Source organism: Dyella flava (assembly GCF_016904955.1).
In the GTDB taxonomy this organism is placed as follows: Bacteria; Pseudomonadota; Gammaproteobacteria; order Xanthomonadales; family Rhodanobacteraceae; genus Dyella_B; species Dyella_B flava.
This window is the reverse complement of record NZ_JADIKE010000030.1, coordinates 75,215-95,174: the sequence shown is the minus strand read 5'-3', so window position 1 is coordinate 95,174 and position 19,960 is coordinate 75,215. Positions and strand designations below refer to the sequence as shown.

The window sequence follows — 19,960 nt, the reverse complement described above, 5'->3', positions numbered from 1 at the left end:
ACCTTCATACGCGCTCAGCGCTTGAAAAGCCGCGTCTACGGGTAAGCGCATGCCGACATAGGCGTCATTTTGTCCCAACAAGTTCAGTTTTCACAATGCACTTCACAGGCCGTCAATCGGCCTGTCCGCGCCGCGTATTTTCTGTGAGGTAAATCATCAATTCACATTTGCCGCTTCACGTGTTGGTGACCCATCGTACACACGCCGTTGATCCCAAAAAAATAGACGGCTTTTCTTCCATGTGTAGTCGACGCATTAGCGTTACAGGGGTCCAACATGCAGTACACGAACAACGCTCAGGTTTCCAACCTGAATCTTCGTCGTAAGCTTCTTATCGCCGCCGCCACCCTGGCGCTCGCCGCAGTGGCCCGCCCGGCTTCCGCAACCAACTGGTGGACGACGACGCCGACCGTGTCGATCGGCTCCACGGTTCTCGATGTCCGCAACTTCGGCGCCATGGGTAATGGCGTATCGGATGACACGGCTGCCTTCCAGGCCGCCATCGATGCACTGCCGTCCTCCGGCGGCACGATCGTGGTGCCCAATGGCAACTACATGATCAATGCGCTGCAGGGCATCAACCTGCGCTCGCATACGCGCCTGTCGCTGTGGGGTGGTGCGTACCTCAAGGCCATTCCCAATAACGCCGAGCGCTACTGGATCGTCAAGGCGTGGAACGTCAACAACGTCGAGATCGAAGGCGGCTACTTCGTCGGCGATCGCACCCAGCACCAAGGCAGCACTGGCCAGTGGGGTTATGACATCAACATCGAGGGATCGAGCAACGTCTACGTCCACGACACCACGCTGTCGAACTCCTGGGGTGACGGCATTCTGGTCGGCGGCACCGGATCCGGCAACACGGTGGTGGTGTCGACCGGCGTGACGCTCAACCGCGTCACCTCCACCAACAATCGCCGCCAGGGCCTGACGATCGCACCGGCGACGCAGGTGTATGTGGTGAACAGCAGCTTCACCGGTTCGAACGGCACGGCACCCCAGTCCGGTATCGACATCGAACCGCAGACGCAGGGCGACACCCAGCAGGTACGCCTGGAAAACACCACGCTGTCCAACAACGCCGGCAACGGCCTGGAAGTGCATGAAAACGTGTCTATCCTGGCGCTCAACGGCGTCACGGCGGAGAACAACCACGGCTATGGCGTATTCACCGACGGCCCGAGCGGCGTCACCATCACCCATAGCAACCTGAGTGAGAACTACCTGTTCGGCGTGGATATCGGCGGCAATAGCAGCAATGTACAGATCACGGGCAACACCATCGAATGGAATGGCGACACGTGGTTCTACGCGCACAACGTGTCGATCCTCTCGGAAGGCTGGAATCTGCGTGATGTCACCATCGCCAGCACGGCGACGGATGTGACGCAGTCCAATAACGTTATCTCGCCGCTTAAGTAATCGACAGCCACCATGGATAGTGCAAAGCCTCCCCCTCTTTTCGGGGGAGGCTTTTTTGACTGACAAGGCAATTACTGCGCAGAAACAGGACCAGCTCAGGGAAATTCCAAATGGGGGCGGTTCTTCCAACCCTCTTAGCCAGCTCGCGCCAGCACCGCGACATCGCCTTCCGTCCGCAGACGAAATCCAAGCTGCTCGTAGAGCGCAATGGCCGGCAGGTTGTTTTTCCACGCATGCAAAAACGGCTGTTCGCCCCTGGCCTGAATACTTTCGGCCACGAGAGCGGAAAGCATGCGCGCGAACCCGCGGCCACGGAAGTCCGGATGGGTGCACACGGCACTGACTTCCGTGTAGCCGGGCATGCGCATGCGTTCCCCGGCCATCGCGACCAATTGACCATGGATGCGGATGCCGATGAAAGCGCCCATTTCATGCGTGCGGGTCAAAAACGGGCCCGGCTCGGTGAGCGTGGCCAAGGCCAGCATGTCGGCGGCATCGGCATCGGTCAGCGCGAGGATTTCTTCGTTGCCTGGTTTGTGATGGATAGGGCGCGTCGCGACCATCTGCACGCCTTTGGCGGCTTTCACCAGGCGCAAACCGGGCGGAACAACGATTTCCGGTATCTGCAACACGTAGACGCTTTCGCCCGGCGATACCAGCGCTGCCAACGCGGCCAGGGATTCGGGCCGGTCATCTCCCGTCGCGGCAAATACGTTGATATGGCGCCGATAGCGCTTGGCCAGCGCCCCACCTTCTGACAATGGCGCCTGGCTAGTCGTGAGGCTGTGCCAGATCGGCCGATCAAGTACGGACACGTTTACGTTCTCCAGCAGTGCTGCCCACGCGTGATAGCAACGGGGCGGCTTCCAAGGCGTTTTCGAGTGCTTCCAGTTGGGCGAGCAAAGGTCCTGAAAGTTCTTTGCAGGCATGCGCGACCGCCGCTTCCACCTGCGGCCACGCGATGTTCTTGGCGTTTTCAACCAGCCGACGGCCCGCTGGAGTCAGCGCGATGGTTTTCACCCGCAAGTCTTCCGAAGGCTGTTGCGCTCGCACCAGACCCAAAGCTTCCAGCTTGCCCACCATACGCGTGACGCCCGGCTGGCTTACGCCAACGGCTTGCGTGAGATCCCCCACACTCAGCGGACCAAGCCGGTCCAGGGCGCCGATCAGTGGGAAGTGGGAGGAAGGAAGATCGATGCCGGTGGCTTCCAGCACCGCTTGCGTCTGCGCCTGCAGGCGCTCGCCGATGCGCTTGAATCGCGTACCAAGGGTCAAATAACCCAGTTGCTTGACGACGTCTTCGGTCATGGCGACAAATACATGTGTATTTATATAACGTGTTATAGGTTAGGCCGAAACGATGGGTGATGGCAAGAAGCTCGGCGCCCACGCCAGCGGCGTAGGTTGGGTTAGCGCAGCGTAACCCAACGGATCTTCATCGAAGCAGCGAAACACCGTTGGGTTACGCTGCGCTAACCCAACCTACGTACGGTACGGCCTTAAGTTGTTCTCCCTGATGCCGAAATGACGGTCACATAGACAGGGAGACAGCACATGATCAAGGCGAAAACCTTGCTGCTACACGCAGCCGGCCTGGCCGGGATTTCAATAGGCGTGGCGGCGGAATGGTATGTCGATAGTGTTGGCTACGCACGCTTGTTCGAATTGGTCCTCGCGCTTCTTGCCATCGCGGCAGGCGTTCTCGCGTATTTCCGCCAATATTCGTCATTGCGTAGTGCGAATGGCGATGACATCAAAAAACTTATCGCGAAGAAAAAGTTTGAGATAGAAATCGCATCAGCCTTTGCGGTTCTATCGTTCATCGGCCTGTATTTTCATATCGGTTACGACATGGACGCGCGCAACCTTGATGCGCGCCTGCAACATATCGCTTCGGCACGAGCGTCGATGAACTCCCAAATGACCGATACATACTGCAATCCGACCGGAAGTTTCCTATTTAGAAAATACTTGTGCCAAAAAATGCAAAAAGATTTGTCGGATGCCGCCGCGGGTCTGGTGCTAGGCGATGAAAGGAGTGCCCGCAGGGCCATCGACGACGCACTACGTGGTTTGCAGTTTCGGGTCATGCGTGACCCGGGGATCACCAGGCAAAGCGCCATATCCAAAGCGATCGCGCAACTGGAAGATGCCGAGCTTAATGACGATAAACAGTTCCTCTTATTTGAGTCCTTTCAACTGTTGCTGCTCATCAGTGCCATTTATGCCGTGCCAAGAAAGATCGCCATCGCGAAATACGAACGCGATCGCGCAATAGGAGCTGCCACAGCATCGTAGGCTGGGTTAGCAACGCGTAACCCAGAAAATCCCCGCCAAACCGCGAAAAAGGGCACGTTGTCGCCAACCAACGTGCCGAAAATGGCGCACTGTCCTAACCCAGCTAGCCAGCATGGCCGCCCTCATACGTACACGCGTTGATCCACCCTACGCTGGGGTGTGCGTGTCGACGAGGTGATGCAGGAAGTGAGGGGCGGCGCGCAGGCCGTTGCGGTCGCCAGTGCGATGGGAGGTGAAGGCATTGTCCGGCCGTTCCATCACCAGCACCGCTAGCGCAATGTCAGCCTGCCTGGATGTGGGGATTTGCCGCATTTCCCGACCCAAACTCCGCGGTGGGAGCGTGCCATCGAGGTTTAAGGTGGGTACCCGTGATGGATCGTTGCGATCCGGAGGGCACGGCGGTGACGTATGATCTTGGGAGACCATGGGCAACTCCTTTCAAGTTGTTTGTGGTTTAGCGGGTCGTGGGAGCCGTTAACTCTCACGATCCGCGTCTCTCCAAGCATTGCTGCCTGGGCCATTGGCGTTTGCTGTTCCGCGAACTGCGTTGATGGCCCGATCACTTTATCGAGTGCGGCTGCAAGTGTCATGTAGGATTTTGATGACACTTGCTGTACGCACGATCGCGCCAGCTACTGGGGACGACGTCGGAAACCGGCGCCGTCCCTGACCCGCCCTACGAATCAGCGCACATCAGAACGGCGGTGTCAGACCGGTGAAGTCGCCGATCTCTTTGGCGTCATACGGTCCATCGAGTTGATTGAAGCCGTCGCCGGGGACGTTGAGTTCGCCCTGCTGGAAGACGATCTTGCCCGCCTTGGTGATTTCGATGACGCGATTATTGAATTGGTCGCTGATCAAGGTATCGCCGTTTTGTAAACGTACCGCGCGTGTCGGCAACGGGTCGGGATTGCTGCCCGCCTGCGTGTTGGTGAAGTATTGCCAGACGATTTGATCGCTGCCGTTTACTTCCACAATGCGGTTGTTGTTGGAGTCGGTGATCAAGGTGTCGCCGTTGGACAGGCGGCTGGCAAAGGCCACGCCGCTGAGCGTGCCGCCGGCGGTGAATTGCATGACGAGTTGCCCGTTGGATTTGATTTCGATCGCGCGATTATTGTTTTCGTCGGCGATCAGAATGTGTCCATTGCTCAGCACTTCCGCGCTGTTGGGGCTGTTGAGCTGATTCGGTCCGTCGCCGCTGACGCCGGTGGTGCCGTATTGCCACAGGATCTGGTGATTGAGATTGACCAGGATGATGCGCTGGTTGCCTTGGTCGGTAATCAGCACGTTGGGCCCGAAATGACCGGGAAAGCTGACCAGGAACAGCGATTGCACCGGTGTATTCAATTGATCCGGGCCTGCACCGGTGACGCCGGCCTGGCCGTATTGCCAGATGATGCCGCCGGCCGGATCGACGATAAATACACGGTTATCAGGGCAACCGTTCACTGTGTTCGAGCAGCCAGGCAGACCGGGTGGCGTGCCGGTGCCGGAAATCAGCGTCAGCGATCCGAAGCGTTCCGCATCATTGACCCCCACCACGCTGTGCGGACCGGGTATGTCCGAACCATTGCCGAATTGCCACAGCACTTTATGCGTGGCGGGATCCACCTCGATCACGCGGTTGTTGAACTGGTCGGAAATCAGCATCGGTCCGCTGTCCTGGGCGACGGCGGCGCGGGCGTACAAGGCGCCGCTCACAATGCCGGCGATGGCGAGTGCGAGGGCGGTGACGTGGACAAGCTTCTTTGTGAGCGGCGTGGGTGTCATAGCAAATCCCTCCTTCAGGGACGTGACGATGCAAGTTGAAGGCGCAAAAGCTCCCGCTCCCCACCAAGCACGTGGGAAGTGTGTGAAACGTGTGCAGCGGATTCAGATCAAAGCGACGTAAGCGTCAAAGACATCACCATGCATACGAGATGCTCAAGACCCAGGCGTTGCGCGTCGCGCCCGCAGCGGATGGATAGCCAACCACGGCATCGGGTGCACCGTGCGAGGTATTCCAGCTCAGCCGGACGTTGCACGGTTGCAGGGAAAGACCGATGCCGACCTGAAAATCGGAACGAAAACGACTGACGTGATAATCGCTCACGTCACCGCTGCGCCGCAGATAACCGGCGTGCGCGAATGCATACCAGTGACCGCTCAAGGTGTGGCTGTCGTTGAGTTCGGCGTACCACACGGGATAACCGTTGCTGAAGTAATTGGGCGCGTAATACACGCGGCCGACCAACTGCCGATACGCAAAGCCGGCATAGGTTTCCGCGTACGCGTAGGACTCGCTACCGGTGAAGCGCGTGTAGCGCACGCCACCTTCCACGCTGAAATCCGTACTGAAGCGGTGCACATAACCACCGTAGACGAGCAGCTGCGCCGCGTTTTCAGGATCGAGTCGGACGCTAGCCATCATGCCTCCGGCGTACCAGCCGCTGCTCGGCCAGTCGTAATCCAAGGCCAATTGTGCAGATGGTTGATCGTTGCTGAGGGAGGTGCCGCGAAAACGGTAATCGGAAGCGAGCGTGGCACTGCCCGTCATTTGCGCGTGGGCCTGCGCGGCGAACAACACGACCAGAGCGACCACCACGATCCGGAACACGAGGCGTACTCATCGGCGCGGCACTCCCAGGGAGGCATGCGCTGTCACGCAGTCACAGGTGCAACGCCGGCTCACCTGCGCCACGGCCGCGCATGCGTCGATCGCCATCGGCCGCATCGAGGCCAAGCCTAGCGCAGTCCGCGCGGCCAAGGCGTCGTGCAGCGTGGTAGGTGTCATGTCAGGTGACAGTGCCCTGAGCAGGGCGACCAGCCCGCTGACTTCCGCCGCCGCAAACGAGGTGCCGTTGACCATGTTCCAGCGCGCGCCGGGCAAGGTGGTGGGGATGTCCTCGTCGGGTGCGATCCATGCATCGGTGCCGTGGGCCTGGGCATGCTCACCGGCAACCGCCAGCGTGCCGGGGTACGAAGCCGGAAAACCGCCGTCAGCCACGCTGGCATCCACCGCGCCGACGACGGTGACGTGGCGGCTCAGCGCCACGTCGAGCAGACGCTGCAACAAATGATCGGATGGTCCGCTAAGGCTGAGGTTGATGATCTGTACGCGCTTTTCGAGTGCGTATTGCAGGGCCTTAGCCAGCGTAAAGCTGTCACACGCAGACGCGGCGTCGCCATCCGCCAGCTGCCAGCAGGCACGCAATGCGAGCAGGCGTGCTTGCGGTGCGACACCGGCAATCCCTACACCGTTGCCTTCGCGCGCGACGATGATGCCGGCGACTTCGGTGCCGTGCAGTTCGGGGCGGTAGCCACCATCGTCGACGAAGTTCTGTCGTTCGACAACCTGGCCGGTCAGATCGGGATTGGCGGTGTCGACGCCACTGTCGATCTCCGCCACGGTGATGTTGCGCCCGGTGGTCAGCGCATGCAGCTCGGCGAGATGCCAGCGGGTGGCGGTCGGTTGCAGTGCGTAAAGTGGATCACCGCCCAAGGTGTGGAACGCCTGCCTGGGCTCGGCCGATTCCACCCGCGCATCGTTCGACAGTGCACGGGTGATGTCGCCGGTGGACTGGCCGGAGGCGATGCGCATGACAAAGCAATCCACGCCGAGCGCGGGCATTGGCCAATTGTCGACAAGCTGCAGGCCGTATTGATGGGCGAGTTGGCGCGCGATGCGCAGGCGCGCGGTTTCGTCCGGGGCAGCAGTGTAGCCGGCGTCATAGCCATCTGCCGCGCGCAGATGCGGTGCGGCGACGCGCAGCATCACCAGCACTTGCGGTGGTGCCTGCGTTTGCGCGTGGGCGGCCAAGCATCCGACCACGCACAGTGCGGCGGCGATGGCACGCAGATACTTCATGGATTGCCGCCCGAACCGAGGTCTTCGACCAGCATCACTTGCCGTGATCCGTGCAGAGCCTTGCGCATGGCAGCCGCGCGTCCATTGGGTACGCGCAGGATGTAGACGCCGCCTTCGGTGGGCCCACCTACGAAGTGCGCGTCGTAGGCGCGCACCAACTGACGCAGTTGTGATTCGGGTGTACGCGGATCGAACGTCACGACCAGCAGCGCATCGTTATCGCCCGGTGCGCTCAATGTGCGATACGGGGCAAGCTGCGCGCGGAACGTGAAGACGCTCAGCGCCAGGATAACGACGGCCTGTATCGCGGCCAGCCCGATCAGCCAGCGTTCGCGGCGTCTGCGGACGGGTGATGCGCTGCGCCGCATGGCTGCGTGGCGCGGCGGATGTGCTGCCGGCGAGAGCTCATCCTGCTGCGTCTGTTCGACGAAGCCCTCCTGCAAGGTGCGCAACCACTCCACCTCGCGCCGGCAGGCCGCGCATTCGGCCAGGTGCTGTTCCACCTGCACGCGCTCGCCTTCGTCGAGCGTGCCGTTGACGTACCACGGCAGCAGCCGATCAGCTTCCGCATGCACCGAGCCTTCGAACTTGATGATTCGACCATTCATATGGCCTCCCGGCACGATGCCAGCGATGCCTTGAGTTTGCGTCGCGCATAGAACATGCGCGTTTTCACCGTGTCGACCGGACACGCCATGATCTGCGCGATTTCGCTGCAGGCGTAGCCGAAGTAATAGGTCAGCTCGATCACCGCGCGCTGTTCGGGCGAGAGCGTGCCGAGCGCGTCGTCCAGATGCTTGCGCAGTTCCTGATGTTGCAGGACATCATCCGGGCCAGGCGCCAGCAGATCGGCGCGCTCGCCGGACTCGGGCTCTTCCGGCTCACCCAGGCGCCGGAGTGCCTTCAGCGATTGCCGGTACGCGATGGCGAAAATCCAGGTGGATACTTTCGAGAGGTGGTTGAAGGTGTAAGCCTTGCGCCACACCACCATCATGGTGTCGTCGAGGATCTCCCCCACCGACCCCGGCTGCTTGGTCAACCCGCGCAAAAACCGCTGCAGGCGCGGTCGATACAGGCGATACAGCGTGTCAAAGGCGTCCTTTTCCTCGGCCGCCACGCGCTCCAGCAAGGCGGTCTCCTCGTCTTCGGAGACGCCGCCCCCGGCCGGACCCGCCCGCTGCTTGCGCATGGCCGTTCCTCACGCATGGTGTCTGGCTGTTCATACCGCGGCGGGGTGGTTTGGTTCAATGGGGGTGAGGGGCAGAGTGGGCTTTTGCTGAGGGAAAGTGCTCTGTGGCTGAGGTATCCCAGCTTTTTGGCGCTCAAACAAAGGGATATGTATTGCAAAAAAGATCAATCTTGCGTGGCCGTCATTCCCGCGAAGGCGGGAATCCATGTTGCTCTAAGAGCAAGAGCACAATGGATTCCCGCCTTCGCGGGAATGACGGCTCGGAAAATGTGGGGATGCTTCATCTGTGCGCGCATGACGTGCACTGATCACCAGCTACCATTCAAAGCGCTTGCCCCAACAGCTTCTCCAGTGTGCTGCGATAACTGCGACTTGCGCGTGCTTTTCCACCACCTTTGAGGATCACGGTGAATTCCCCGTGAGACAAAGCTTCCAGCCGGATCACACTGTCGATATTGACGATGGCCGAACGGTGGATGCGCACGAAGCGCTGCGGGTCGAGCTGTTCTTCCAGGCGATTGAGCGAACTGCGATAAAGCCATGCCTTGCCGGCCACATGCAGGTTGACGTAAACGCCGGCGCCTTCGATCCAGTCGATCTCGGCCACGTTGACCAGTTTGATGTTGCCCGGCGATCGCAGCGGTAGCCGCTCCACATGGGTTTGCGCACGTGGCATTGCGGACATCATGCGCATCATGTTGTCCGCAATGTGGCTGCCGCGTCGCTCGCGCAGGCGCGTCTTGGCACGTTCCAGCGTGGCGTGCAGCCGTTCGTCGCTGAACGGTTTCAGCAGGTAATCCATCGCGTTGGATTCGAATGCGCGTAGCGCGTGCTGGTCGTAGGCGGTGACGAACACGGTCAATGGCATCTGGGCCGCACCAATGGCCTCCACCACACCGAGCCCATCCAGTTCAGGCATTTGCACGTCGAGGAATACCAGGTCCGGCGGATCGCTTTCGATCGCTGTTACCGCCGCCACACCGTTACTGGCTTCGCCGATTGAAGCGATCTGCGCATCCTCGCGCAACAGGTCGATCAGCCGCTGACGGGCAGGCGCTTCGTCATCGACCACCAACACACGGATCCGTTCGTCGGATCGCTCAAGCATGCGCGGCCTCGCTCCAATGCAACGGCAACAGGATCTCGACTTCGGCGCCGCCCTGCGCGAGCGCACGCACGGTCATGTGCGCCTGTTGCGCATACAGGCCGGCGAGGCGCTCACGGGTAGTGGCCAGGCCCAGGCCACCGCGCTTCTCCCCGCCGTTCGCGGGCAGGCCGACGCCATCGTCACGCACGCTGATGCGCATCGCCTCACCGACGCGCACGACATCCAGCCACACCTGCCCCAGGCCAGCACGCGGTGACAATCCGTGGCGAATAGCGTTCTCCACCAGCGGCTGGATCATCAGGCTTGGCACCAGCGCGCGTTCCAATCCCGGCTCAACACTGATGTGTACGCGCAGATCGTCACCAAAGCGGATTTTCTGGATCGCCAGGTAATGCTCCAGGAAGCTGAGTTCTTCTGCCAAAGCAGTCGTTTGCCGTTGCTGTGAGGACAGTGACATGCGCAGCAGGTCACCGAGGTGCTCGATCATCTTGCGCGCCAGCTTCGGCTCGCGCTCGGCCTGGGAGGAAATGGTGTTGAGCGCGTTGAACAGAAAATGCGGATCGAGCTGGGCGCGCAGGTTATGCAGACGGGCATCGGTAAAACTGCGCTCGATCCGCGCCATGTGCAGCTCGGCCTGGGCGTAATGCCGCTGGTAACGCTGCGCCTCACCCACGCCGACGATCAGGCCGTACACCAGCAGGCTCCAGAACATGCCATGCATGGCATCCAGCCACATCGCCGGATCCACGATGCGCGACCATGCATCGGCACGCAGCAATGCGGCCAGGCAAGCCTCCAGCAGCGCATACAACAAGGTGCAGACCGCGCCGAGCAACAGTTGCGCGGCGATGCGCCACAACCACTGCCGGCTGGAAAACGGCAGTCGCGCATTCACCGCCAGAATGATCGGCGTCAGCAGACCCCACGCCCACCATTGCGCCAGCGCCGCCGGTAACAGACTTCGCCACGTTGCGCTGCCTGACAGGTGTGGCAGCACGAAGACCAACGCCACCGCGGTCCAGAAACCGGCCAACACGAGCGCCATGCGCCAACCGGGTGGGCGAGGTTCGTAGGGGTCGGCGTCGATGCGGGTCACGGTCGGGAACAACGGGGCGGATACCGGTAGAGGATAGGTTGGCGGCGGCCATCCATGGCTGTCGATGTTACGACGCCGCACTCAGCCGCTTATCGGCCGAAAGTTACGGGGGCTCAGTCACCGCCGCTTAACCCGCTGGCATCATCGATATGGAAACGGAAGCCGTAACCATAATGGTCGCCCATCTCCGGTGTATTGCTGCGCAGCGCCACGACGATCTGGTTGTCACCCTTTTTCAGCGGCAGCTCGAAATGGCCGTTTTCCAGACCCAAACGCCCATCCGGGGGCTTGCGCTCGCTCGGCGTGTTGTAGAGGTTGTCCCCGCTGAAGACGCGTTGCCCGTTTACGAAGACCGTCACCATGCGCAGGTAAGCCAGCGAAACCTGTTTTACCTGATCGCGCGGGGACTGCACGTTGGCCTTCAACCAAGCGTAGTTCGGCGTGGTGCGGTCGCTGATCGGATCAACGCGGCGCGCGAGGTTCACCAATCCCAGGCGCTCGGCCTGGATCGGCGACCAGGCGGCATGCGTGTCCGGCAAATCGTCGATGCCCGGCTCAGGATGCCTAGCCAACGGCAGCGGCCCGACCATTTGCCAACGTCGTACGTAGCCACGATCGCCAGCGGTGGGATCGGGCAGCGGCCTGGGCGACAAGCCATCGGTTTCCCCCGGTGCGATCACCACGTTGGCGAAGACCGCCGGCCCTTGCAGTTCGATGCTGCCGGCGCCGCCCGCGCCTTCCAGTTGATCGACCGCGAGCGTGGGTTGCATCGCATGGTTGATATACACATTCATGCGCTGGCCCGAGATCACCAGCTTGACGTGATTCCACTCGTTATCGCGGAACGGCGCCGCGCACTGGTATTGGTAGTTGCTATCCCACAGCATGCGACCACGGATTTTCGGCGCATATTGCAGGCAGTCGATCGCCACCGCGCAGTCCGGCCCCGGACGGATGTAGAACTCTTCGGCATTGCCGCTATCGTGCTCGCGAAAGCGCACAGTGGGCCACTCGTCGTTGAGCGGCTTGACGTCGAACTCGATGCTGCCATTCTCGAACGCCACGTCCTTGAGCCGTGCGTAGGCGTCGTCATTCCCCTTACCTGCCTTCATCACCATCATGCCCTGCGGGAAAGCCTCCTTCTGCACGAAGCTCACATCGCCGGTCACTTGCCAGCGCGATGCCGTCAGTGGGATGGCCGTCGGTACGTCGGCCATCGCTGCGCTCGCCATGCCAAGACATAGCATCGCGGCCATACGGCGCCGTGCCATCGGGTTCGTTCTGTTCACCGTCACCGGCTTTAGCCCCGTCAGGGATCTGATCGATCCGCCGCCGACTCTAGATGCGGGGTTCCGGTTCACTAAGTGAAATGTTGCGAAGCGGACCAACGGTGTTGCTAGCCGGACATATCGATACGCTTGGGCAGGGCCGCTACAAAATAATCCGTCACGCGGCGCACTCGCGCCGGCACATACCGGCGTTTCGGCCAGATGAGGCTGATGTCTCGGGCATCGCCGATAAATTCATCGAGAACGGTGATCACGTCCGGATGCCGCAGTTCATCGGCAAGCGAGACCTTGGCAAACAGGCCAATGCCAACGCCGGCCAGCACGCCGGCCCGGATCGTTTCGACGCTGTTGGACGAAAGATTGCCGCGCACCGTCACGCTGAATCGACCTTCCGGCCCGACAAACGGCCAATTCACCGACTCCATCAGGCCACCATATAAAAGGCAATTGTGATCAACCAACTCGGCCGGGGTCTTGGGTATGCCGTGTTGCTCAAAGTAGCGACGCGATCCGACGCATACGAGCGGCGTGCTGGCCACGCGCCTGACGATCGCGTCGGGATCATTGACCGGGCCCAGGCGGATCGCCAGATCAATGCGATCTTCCACCATGTCCCGCATGGCGTCCGATAGAACCAGATCGACCTGAAGGCCGGGATTGAGCGATAACAGCTCGGGTATGAGCGGCAGCACATGCAGGCGGCCGAAGGTGGAGGCAGCGGCGATTCTGATCAAGCCCGGAACATTGACTGTGCTGGTCGCCAGTTCGCTGTCGGCTTCATTCATGTCGTCGAGCAGCGGTTTTATCCGCTCGTAGTATCGCTGCCCCTGGTCCGTGAGGGTCACGCTGCGTGTGCTGCGATTGAACAGCACTGCGCCGAGGCGTTTCTCCAGTGCACCAATGGCCTTGCTGATGGCCGATTGTGATTCGCCGGTTCGACGCGCCGCCGGGGAAAAACCACCCGCTTCAACCACGGCGATGAAAGCATTCAGTTCGTGAAATCGATCCATGGTCGTCTTCCGCAGAATTCATCACGCGCGATGGCGTGAGCTTGATAGGTCATTCGACCCATTCTCTTGCAGCATAAGCCTTATGAACGATCTGCCAATTATCATCATGGGTAACGGACATTATCTTCATGGTTCCCCCCACGAACAGATTGAAGTTTCCCATGTCCACTCTCGCAGGCAAGATTGCCGTCATCAGCGGCGGAACGACCGGTATCGGTTTGGCGACCGCCCAGCGATTTGTCGCCGAAGGCGCTCACGTATTTATCTTCGGCCGTCGGCAAGCCCAGCTCGACGAGGCCGCCAAACTGATCGGACGCAACGTCACCGCGATCCAGGCCGACGCCGCGAACCTCGATGATCTCGACCGTGTCGCGGCGGCGGTAAAGGCCGAAAAGGGTGTCGTCGACATCATCGTGTCGAATGCAGGCTATACCGAGCAGGCTTCGATCGACACCCTCACGCCTGAGCATTTTGATAAAGCATTCAACCTCATGGCGCGCGGCCCGGTCTTCCTGGTGCAGAAGCTGCTGCCGCTGATGACGGGTAGTGGATCGATCATCCTGGTTTCCTCGGCCATGCACATCATGGGCATTCCCGGCCACACCGCCTACGCGGCGACCAAGGCGGCGTTGCGTTCCTATGCGCGCACCTGGGCGGCGGAGTTCAAGGATCGCGGTATTCGCGTGAACATGCTGAGCCCGGGCGTTACCGACACTCCGATTCTCGACGCTCAATCGGCGCCACGCGAAGATCTGGTCAGCATGTATCAAGGCATGGTGCCGATCGGTCGACTCGCCCGGGCTGAGGAGATTGCCAACGCCGCGCTGTTCCTGGCGTCCGATCAAAGTTCCTACGTGACGGGTTCGGATTTGATGGCCGACGGTGGCATCGGCCAGGTCTGAGGCCCCGCGAGCCGCCTGGAGGCGGCTCCCTTTCGCCAGGACGACGAGCAACAAAGCAGGTGGAAACGTCAAACGCCGTCACGCTTTTTCTCCATCGCCACGATGCGCACTTTTTGTGTGACGCGGCGGCGATAACGGTAGCACGGCTCTATCCATCGATCGGTATTCATCTAACACCGACTCGTCGAACAAAGCACACGGTTGAACGCATAGGCCCTGTTCCAGCGTCCAAACCCTGCAGGAAGCGCGATCTAATGATGGCTCCTTCCCATGAGAGTTACCTCGATGAAACAAGCGTTGATGTACTTATCCGTCGCCTTGATGACCTTGCCCCTGGGCGCGATTGCACAGTCGTCTGCGCCAGCACCCGATCAGCTCAGCCAGGACACCGTGGATGTGCAGCATGTCATGAATGCGTACCACAAAGCCGTCGAGACGCACGATGGCGCTCGGCTGGCGAGCCTGTTCGTTCCCCAGGGCGGCGCTTGGTTGAATGTCCTTTCGGACCCGGCGTTTGCACATATGCGCGTTGTCAAACCCGGCACGACCAAGATCCGTGTCAGCAGCTATCAGGACTTCGTCAAATACGTTTCGCAATCGAAGTCACACCTGGACCCGCAGCACGACCATCTCACCATCCAAAGCGATGGCACGATCGCGACGCTCTATTTTGATTACGTCTTCATGGTCGACGGCAAACCCACCAACAAGGGCAGTGAAACCTGGCAACTGGTGAAGGGCGAGAACGGCTGGCGTATTGCCACGATTATCTATTCGTCGAACCCGGTAGGGGTGTAGCGCCCAGTCACCGCAACGAGACATATCAGCACGCCCTGCGGCTGAGGGCGTGTGTAAACCAGACAGGATGGCTGTGCATCAAATCAGCAATGCCGTTCAAGAGTGATTGCGTACCAGCCGAGGACGCTGTTTTCGATGCTGTTCGGCATTTCCTTGTATCTGGTCGGAGGGGAACGTCGGACCCGGGACGCAGCCGCATACTTTGGCGTCGTTTGGGCGCGCTCTTCCTGTTTGCCATGCTGCATGGCTTCGGCATCTGGTGGGAAGATATCCTGTCCCTGTATGCCGCGACTGGCGTCATCATGCTGTTTTGCCGATCGCTGCCACCCAAAACCTTGTTGTTGATCGGGGTCATTCTGTTTGCCGTAACGACCGCCCGAGACATGCCGCCGGGCGCCATCCCAAGCCTGGCTCCCGATGCAAGCAGCCGCGCCGTGCCGCAACATGCTCCGGATGCCACAGCGGCGGCGCAGAAGAAGATCGCGATAGCGGCTGATTTCGCCGAAGCCAAGCGCTCGTGGCGCGGAGCGTATCAGGAGAATGCCCGTGAATATCTGCATCAGTTGAGCAAGGGTTGGAGGGGTATCCCGGACACGCTGGGGCTGATGATGATTGGCCTTTCGTTGTTCAAGTCTGGATTCTTTGCAGCACGATCATCCCGCCGCAGGTATCGGGCGGTGATGGTGATCGGAACCGTAGCGCTAGCCATGGTCGCCTGGATCACGTGGCAGGCGGATGTGGCGGAATCGCCCACTGTTTGGGGGCACGTCATTGGCCTGCTGGTGACGCCGTTCGTTTCACTTGCCTATGCGGCCAGCCTCATTCTGCTCTTGCGAGGTGATGCGTCTCGCCTGCTTGCACCGTTTGCAGCCACCGGGCGAATCGCATTTACCAACTACCTGACTCAGTCGATGCTCATGACGTCCATTTTTTACGGGGGCCGTGGTGCGCTGATGGGCGAAGTGGATCGGCCGGCGCTTTGGGGCATCGTGATTTGTGTTTGGGTGCTTCAGTTGATCTGGTCGCCGTTGTGGCTGGCGCGCTTTGAGATGGGGCCGCTGGAATGGGTGTGGCGTTATTTGACTTACGGGCACAGGGTGCCGTTTGTGAAGCGGGCATAGAACGCGAGGGAGCAGAATCGGGTTCTGGTTTGAAAAAGTACTTTGCCTCTAAGTGCATCCCGTTTTTTTCTTGACGACTCCAATAAAAAATTGAAAGCCGCGCTGGCATTGCGTGACTTGTCAAACCGCCTCATCGTCGCCCCGGCGAAGGCCGGGGCCTAGTGGCCTGGATGTCGCAAAGACGCTGGGCCCCGGCCTCCGCCGGGACGACGAGCGGAAAACGCTGAGGCACATTTTGCCTCCCTCTTTTCAATAATGTCCTCAACTTGGGACTGATCAGCCCCTGGCACCAAGCTTGCGCAGCGCCATGGCCGCATTCCCATCACCCTGCTTCAGCACAATGTCCATAGGTGTATCACCCTTATAGTCAGCGTGATTAAGGTCAGCACCTTGCCCGGCGATCGTCGACAGAAACTCCAAACGACCGAACAGGGCCGCAAACGACAACGCGGTTTCGCCTGCATTGTTCACGCTATCAATCGGGCAATGCGTCTCCAGCAAACGCCTGGCGATGCCGGTATTGCCTTTATAGAGCGCGCCCATCAGCGCGGTATTGCCATTGCGATCACCCAGGCACGGGTTGGCGCCGATACTGAGCAGGTAGTCGAGCGCCGCCGGCTGTTCGTCGTAGGCGGCGAGGATCACCGCCGTGTAACCCTGGCTGGTGCGGCTATTGATCGGGTAATGCGCTTCGTACAAGGCGCGAAGGATGTCCACTCGCCCTGCCCGCGCGGCATCAAACCAATCCTGGTCGTACTGATGCGCGTTGACCCAATGCGCCTGTGAAATGCCGCTTACTTCACGCTGATGAAAGGCCAGACGCAGTGAAGGGAGGCATGCGTAGGCGGCAAGGGCGAACGCGACGAGAGCGGCAAAACCCGAAAAGATCAGGCCGGGTCTGGATAGCGAGTATTGAGGCATGAATAGGCGCCGAAAAAAGAGCCGCCCCGAGAGAACATCCCGGGGCAGCAAACCATGATCAATCCACCAGCTTTGCAGCCATGGCCTTCACGCGGCCCACGTCGGTATGGGTAGCCTCCGCGAGGCGCGTCCCGTAATCCGCATCGGCCTTATAGAAGTACGACACCATGGTGTACTTGTTGCTCTCGTCCGTGACCCGGTTGAGGTCGGTACTCAGCGCCAGTATCAGGTCCGCCTTGTCCTGCGCGGAAAGTGAGCGGTAGTACTCACCGGCCTGCATAAAGTCACGCGTCTTGGCGATAGCCTGCTGCTGCGTGGTTCCCACCAGCGTGGTTCGCACCGCCTTGGCGCCGGGATCTTCCGCCACTTCATCAATACCGGAGGGCTCGTAGTTGGTCTCACCTTTCCGGTCGCCGCCATTCATCTTGCCGTCCTGATTGTCATTGGTCACCGACACCAAGGGGCGATTGATGGGCAGGCTTTGGTAGTTGGCGCCGAGGCGATACATCTGGGTGTCGGCGTAGGCAAACAGACGGCCTTGCAGCATCCGGTCTTCCGACGGCTCAATACCAGGGACCAGGCGTGATGGCGCAAATGCCACCTCTTCGGTCGTCTCGAAGTAATTGTCGGGAACGCGATTGAGCGTCAACGTACCAATCTCGCGTTCCGGCACACCGGTCCAGACCTTGGTGTCATCGAGCGCGTCGAAATTGAATTTATCCAGGTCCTGCGGCTCCAACACCTGGATATACAGATCCCACTTCGGATAGTCGCCCTTGCGAATCGCGGCGTAGAGATCGTTGGTGTTGAGGTTCCAGTCCTTGCCGATGGCGGCAGCGATATCCTGCGGTCGAATACCGTGAATGCCCTGCTCACTCTTCCAATGGAACTTGACGTAGTGAACCTGGCCGTTTGCGTTGACAAACTTGAACGCGTGCACCCCATAGCCATCCATATGCCGATAGGAATCAGGCATGCCTTCATCCGTATACAGCTCGGTCAGCATGTTGGTGGCTTCGGGCGAATGCGCGAAGAAGTCAAACGCCAGATTGGGATCCTGCACGCCAGTCACTGCGCTCGGTTTGTTCGCGTGCACAAAGTCGGGGAACTTGATCGCGTCGCGAATAAAGAAGATCGGCCAGTTGATGCCGACAATATCCCAGTTACCTTGCTGCGTATAAAACTTCACTGCAAAACCACGCGGGTCACGCGCTTCCTCGGGCGAGCCGCGATAACCCATCACCGTAGAAAAGCGCACAAAAACAGGCGTTTGCGTGCCCGGGGTAAAGACCACCGCCTTGGTAAGATCGGAAATGTTGGCGGTAGGCTGGAACACGCCAAAAGCACCGGTACCACGTGCGTGGACGACGCGCTCAGGAATGCGTTCGCGATCAAAGCGTTGCAGCTTTTCGATCAGATGCGAATCCTGCAACAGGACGGGGCCTTCCGGGCCGGCGGTTTGCGAGTTCTGGTTATCGCCGACAGGCGTCCCGTTGTCGTTGGTGAGATGTGCATTCTGCGCGTACGCGACCGTAGCGAGACTGGTGGATAGCAATGCGATTGACGTATACGTCGACAGCTTTCTTTTTATCACTCGGGTGTCCCCTTATTGGATGTTGCGGCTGAGAGCGCGCATATATGTCGCAGCTGGTGCAGCAACCGTCTAATCGTTTGTCTCGATAGAGTTGATAGGGGATTTCTATGTGAGTACGCGAGGTGGCTACGGACGGCGTCGTTGCGATAAGCGTCCAATGTGAAAAATTTCCGGGATAGTTGACTACACGCAACGAGCTTCGGCCTGTTCTTCGAAGTCATCAAAATGCGGCACGCGCGCAAAATAAATTGCTTGCCGCGTATGCAATCACCTCGTGCGCTATCACATCAAAAAGCAAGTCCATCTTCGTTTTATATTCGCGCGATAAGCAGCCGGAGATAGGTCATTCGACACAATCACCTCCCGCCCTTTTTTGCCGCATAATCCCCTCCGGTCCCTTTGCCGGCCGACACCTAGACATGTGGGGAACAAAGCCATGAAGACGCGTTTGGTAGGAACGACCTTGCCGGTCCTGGAAGTGGGTTTGGAACAAGGTGACAAACTTGTTTCAGCGCCTGGCCGGTTTTCCTGGATGACCCGCAACATCGTGTTGCAGACGACGGCGCAAACAGCCGGTGCGAAAGGTTTCTTCGGCGTCGTAGGACGCGCCCTTTCCGGCGGCGGCCTGTTCATGAATGAATACGAGACCTCCGGCTCGCCGGGCATGGTCGCCTTCGCGGCGAATGTGCCGGGCTCGATCGTCGAAGTCCAAGTGAACCCCGGTCAGACCTACTTCATCCATCGCCACGGTTTTATGTGCGGCACTGAAGGCGTGGATCTAAGCATTGGTTTTCAGCGCTCGCTCGGCGCAGGCATTTTTGGCGGCGAAGGCTTCATTCTGCAAAAGCTGGCCGGCAACGCCCGCGCCTGGGTGGAACTGGGCGGCGAAATCGTCACCTACACCCTCGCACCCGGCGAAACGCTTCAAGTGCATCCCGGGCACATCGGCATGTTCGAAGGCAGCGTCAACTTCGAGATCACCCTGCTTCCCGGATTGAAGAACAAACTCTTCGGCGGGGATGGGTTGTTTATTGCCCATCTCACCGGGCCGGGCCAGGTGTGGTTGCAGACGCTGACCATGCCGAATCTGGCGCATGCGTTGCATCCGTATCTTGGGCAGGAGAATGCGCGGGGTTCGTCTATCGGAGGCGATTCGGCTGGGATCGGTGGAGCGATTGCCGGGGGAGTGATTGGGTCGGTGCTTGGGGGGCTTTTTAATAAGGACGACTAATCGCTCACGATGAGTTGTCTGTGGCCATTAACTTGACGTAATCACCGTCGTTTTTTAGTGCGGAGCGTCGATAGGCCATTTAGATGACGACAATTAAACGTTGCATGCCGGTGCAATCAGTTGAGTCGGAGGGT

The 19,960-nt window shown here is 59.8% G+C and carries 20 protein-coding genes; 6 read left to right on the top strand and 14 right to left on the bottom strand.

Annotated features, from left to right (window positions below; all coding sequences use genetic code 11):
* The first annotated feature begins 276 nt into the window (after window positions 1–276).
* Window positions 277–1,422 carry a right-handed parallel beta-helix repeat-containing protein gene (locus ISP19_RS06220; protein WP_204680494.1) on the top strand — a complete coding sequence of 382 codons (1,146 nt, stop codon included), beginning with the start codon at window positions 277–279 and terminating at the stop codon, window positions 1,420–1,422.
* 134 nt (window positions 1,423–1,556) lie between these two features.
* On the opposite strand, the gene ISP19_RS06215 is transcribed toward ISP19_RS06220, so the two are convergent.
* Together ISP19_RS06215 and ISP19_RS06210 are read right to left on the bottom strand one after the other, a co-directional pair.
* Complete coding sequence (locus tag ISP19_RS06215) at window positions 1,557–2,237, bottom strand: GNAT family N-acetyltransferase (RefSeq protein ID WP_204680493.1); 681 nt, start codon at window positions 2,235–2,237, stop codon at window positions 1,557–1,559.
* Window positions 2,224–2,730 carry a MarR family winged helix-turn-helix transcriptional regulator gene (locus ISP19_RS06210; RefSeq protein ID WP_204680492.1) on the bottom strand — a complete coding sequence of 169 codons (507 nt, stop codon included), beginning with the start codon at window positions 2,728–2,730 and terminating at the stop codon, window positions 2,224–2,226. The genes ISP19_RS06215 and ISP19_RS06210 overlap by 14 nt, the downstream gene beginning before the upstream one ends.
* Window positions 2,731–2,976: 246 nt before the next feature.
* Between ISP19_RS06210 and ISP19_RS06205 the strand changes: the two genes are divergently transcribed.
* The gene (locus ISP19_RS06205) at window positions 2,977–3,720 is read left to right on the top strand and encodes a hypothetical protein (RefSeq protein ID WP_204680491.1); all 744 of its coding nucleotides are present in this window, start codon (window positions 2,977–2,979) and stop codon (window positions 3,718–3,720) included.
* A 147-nt stretch (window positions 3,721–3,867) separates the two neighbouring features.
* On the opposite strand, the gene ISP19_RS06200 is transcribed toward ISP19_RS06205, so the two are convergent.
* The 10 genes from ISP19_RS06200 to ISP19_RS06155 form a co-directional block, all read right to left on the bottom strand.
* The gene (locus ISP19_RS06200; protein ID WP_204680490.1) at window positions 3,868–4,032 is read right to left on the bottom strand and encodes a hypothetical protein; all 165 of its coding nucleotides are present in this window, start codon (window positions 4,030–4,032) and stop codon (window positions 3,868–3,870) included.
* A 381-nt stretch (window positions 4,033–4,413) separates the two neighbouring features.
* On the bottom strand, window positions 4,414–5,490 hold the full coding sequence (locus ISP19_RS06195) for an NHL repeat-containing protein (protein WP_204680489.1): 1,077 nt from the start codon (window positions 5,488–5,490) through the stop codon (window positions 4,414–4,416).
* Between the two features lie 133 nt (window positions 5,491–5,623).
* The gene (locus ISP19_RS06190; protein ID WP_204680488.1) at window positions 5,624–6,316 is read right to left on the bottom strand and encodes a TorF family putative porin; all 693 of its coding nucleotides are present in this window, start codon (window positions 6,314–6,316) and stop codon (window positions 5,624–5,626) included.
* 9 nt (window positions 6,317–6,325) lie between these two features.
* Window positions 6,326–7,567 (bottom strand): S8 family peptidase, encoded by a 1,242-nt coding sequence (locus ISP19_RS06185; RefSeq protein WP_204680487.1) that lies wholly within the window; start codon window positions 7,565–7,567, stop codon window positions 6,326–6,328.
* Complete coding sequence (locus ISP19_RS06180; protein ID WP_204680486.1) at window positions 7,564–8,175, bottom strand: zf-HC2 domain-containing protein; 612 nt, start codon at window positions 8,173–8,175, stop codon at window positions 7,564–7,566. The genes ISP19_RS06185 and ISP19_RS06180 overlap by 4 nt, the downstream gene beginning before the upstream one ends.
* Window positions 8,172–8,756 carry an RNA polymerase sigma factor gene (locus tag ISP19_RS06175; protein WP_204680485.1) on the bottom strand — a complete coding sequence of 195 codons (585 nt, stop codon included), beginning with the start codon at window positions 8,754–8,756 and terminating at the stop codon, window positions 8,172–8,174. Before ISP19_RS06175 ends, ISP19_RS06180 begins: the two co-directional genes overlap by 4 nt.
* Window positions 8,757–9,078: 322 nt before the next feature.
* On the bottom strand, window positions 9,079–9,864 hold the full coding sequence (locus ISP19_RS06170) for a LytR/AlgR family response regulator transcription factor (protein ID WP_204680484.1): 786 nt from the start codon (window positions 9,862–9,864) through the stop codon (window positions 9,079–9,081).
* Window positions 9,857–11,041, bottom strand: coding sequence for a sensor histidine kinase (locus ISP19_RS21475; RefSeq protein WP_204680483.1), 1,185 nt, complete (start codon window positions 11,039–11,041; stop codon window positions 9,857–9,859). The genes ISP19_RS06170 and ISP19_RS21475 overlap by 8 nt, the downstream gene beginning before the upstream one ends.
* 32 nt (window positions 11,042–11,073) lie before the next feature.
* The gene (locus tag ISP19_RS06160) at window positions 11,074–12,231 is read right to left on the bottom strand and encodes a LamG domain-containing protein (protein ID WP_204680482.1); all 1,158 of its coding nucleotides are present in this window, start codon (window positions 12,229–12,231) and stop codon (window positions 11,074–11,076) included.
* 125 nt (window positions 12,232–12,356) lie between these two features.
* Complete coding sequence (locus ISP19_RS06155; protein WP_204680481.1) at window positions 12,357–13,259, bottom strand: LysR family transcriptional regulator; 903 nt, start codon at window positions 13,257–13,259, stop codon at window positions 12,357–12,359.
* 161 nt (window positions 13,260–13,420) lie between these two features.
* Between ISP19_RS06155 and ISP19_RS06150 the strand changes: the two genes are divergently transcribed.
* The 3 genes from ISP19_RS06150 to ISP19_RS06140 all read left to right on the top strand — a co-directional run bounded on the left by ISP19_RS06150 (window position 13,421) and on the right by ISP19_RS06140 (window position 16,080).
* The gene (locus ISP19_RS06150) at window positions 13,421–14,161 is read left to right on the top strand and encodes an SDR family NAD(P)-dependent oxidoreductase (RefSeq protein ID WP_204680480.1); all 741 of its coding nucleotides are present in this window, start codon (window positions 13,421–13,423) and stop codon (window positions 14,159–14,161) included.
* 285 nt (window positions 14,162–14,446) lie between these two features.
* Window positions 14,447–14,959: a Cif family virulence factor gene (locus tag ISP19_RS06145; protein WP_204680479.1), complete on the top strand. Its 513-nt coding sequence runs from the start codon at window positions 14,447–14,449 to the stop codon at window positions 14,957–14,959.
* 383 nt (window positions 14,960–15,342) lie between these two features.
* Complete coding sequence (locus ISP19_RS06140) at window positions 15,343–16,080, top strand: DUF418 domain-containing protein (protein ID WP_204680478.1); 738 nt, start codon at window positions 15,343–15,345, stop codon at window positions 16,078–16,080.
* A gap of 276 nt (window positions 16,081–16,356) precedes the next feature.
* Here ISP19_RS06140 and ISP19_RS06135 read toward each other — a convergent pair whose 3' ends face one another.
* Together ISP19_RS06135 and ISP19_RS06130 are read right to left on the bottom strand one after the other, a co-directional pair.
* Window positions 16,357–17,001 (bottom strand): ankyrin repeat domain-containing protein, encoded by a 645-nt coding sequence (locus tag ISP19_RS06135; RefSeq protein WP_204680477.1) that lies wholly within the window; start codon window positions 16,999–17,001, stop codon window positions 16,357–16,359.
* A 58-nt stretch (window positions 17,002–17,059) separates the two neighbouring features.
* Window positions 17,060–18,595: a catalase gene (locus ISP19_RS06130; protein ID WP_284384702.1), complete on the bottom strand. Its 1,536-nt coding sequence runs from the start codon at window positions 18,593–18,595 to the stop codon at window positions 17,060–17,062.
* Window positions 18,596–19,031: 436 nt separating this feature from the next.
* Here ISP19_RS06130 and ISP19_RS06125 point away from each other — a divergent pair, with 436 nt between their 5' ends.
* Window positions 19,032–19,826, top strand: a complete 795-nt coding sequence (locus ISP19_RS06125) for an AIM24 family protein (RefSeq protein WP_204680476.1) — start codon at window positions 19,032–19,034, stop codon at window positions 19,824–19,826.
* The last annotated feature ends 134 nt before the right edge of the window (window positions 19,827–19,960 follow it).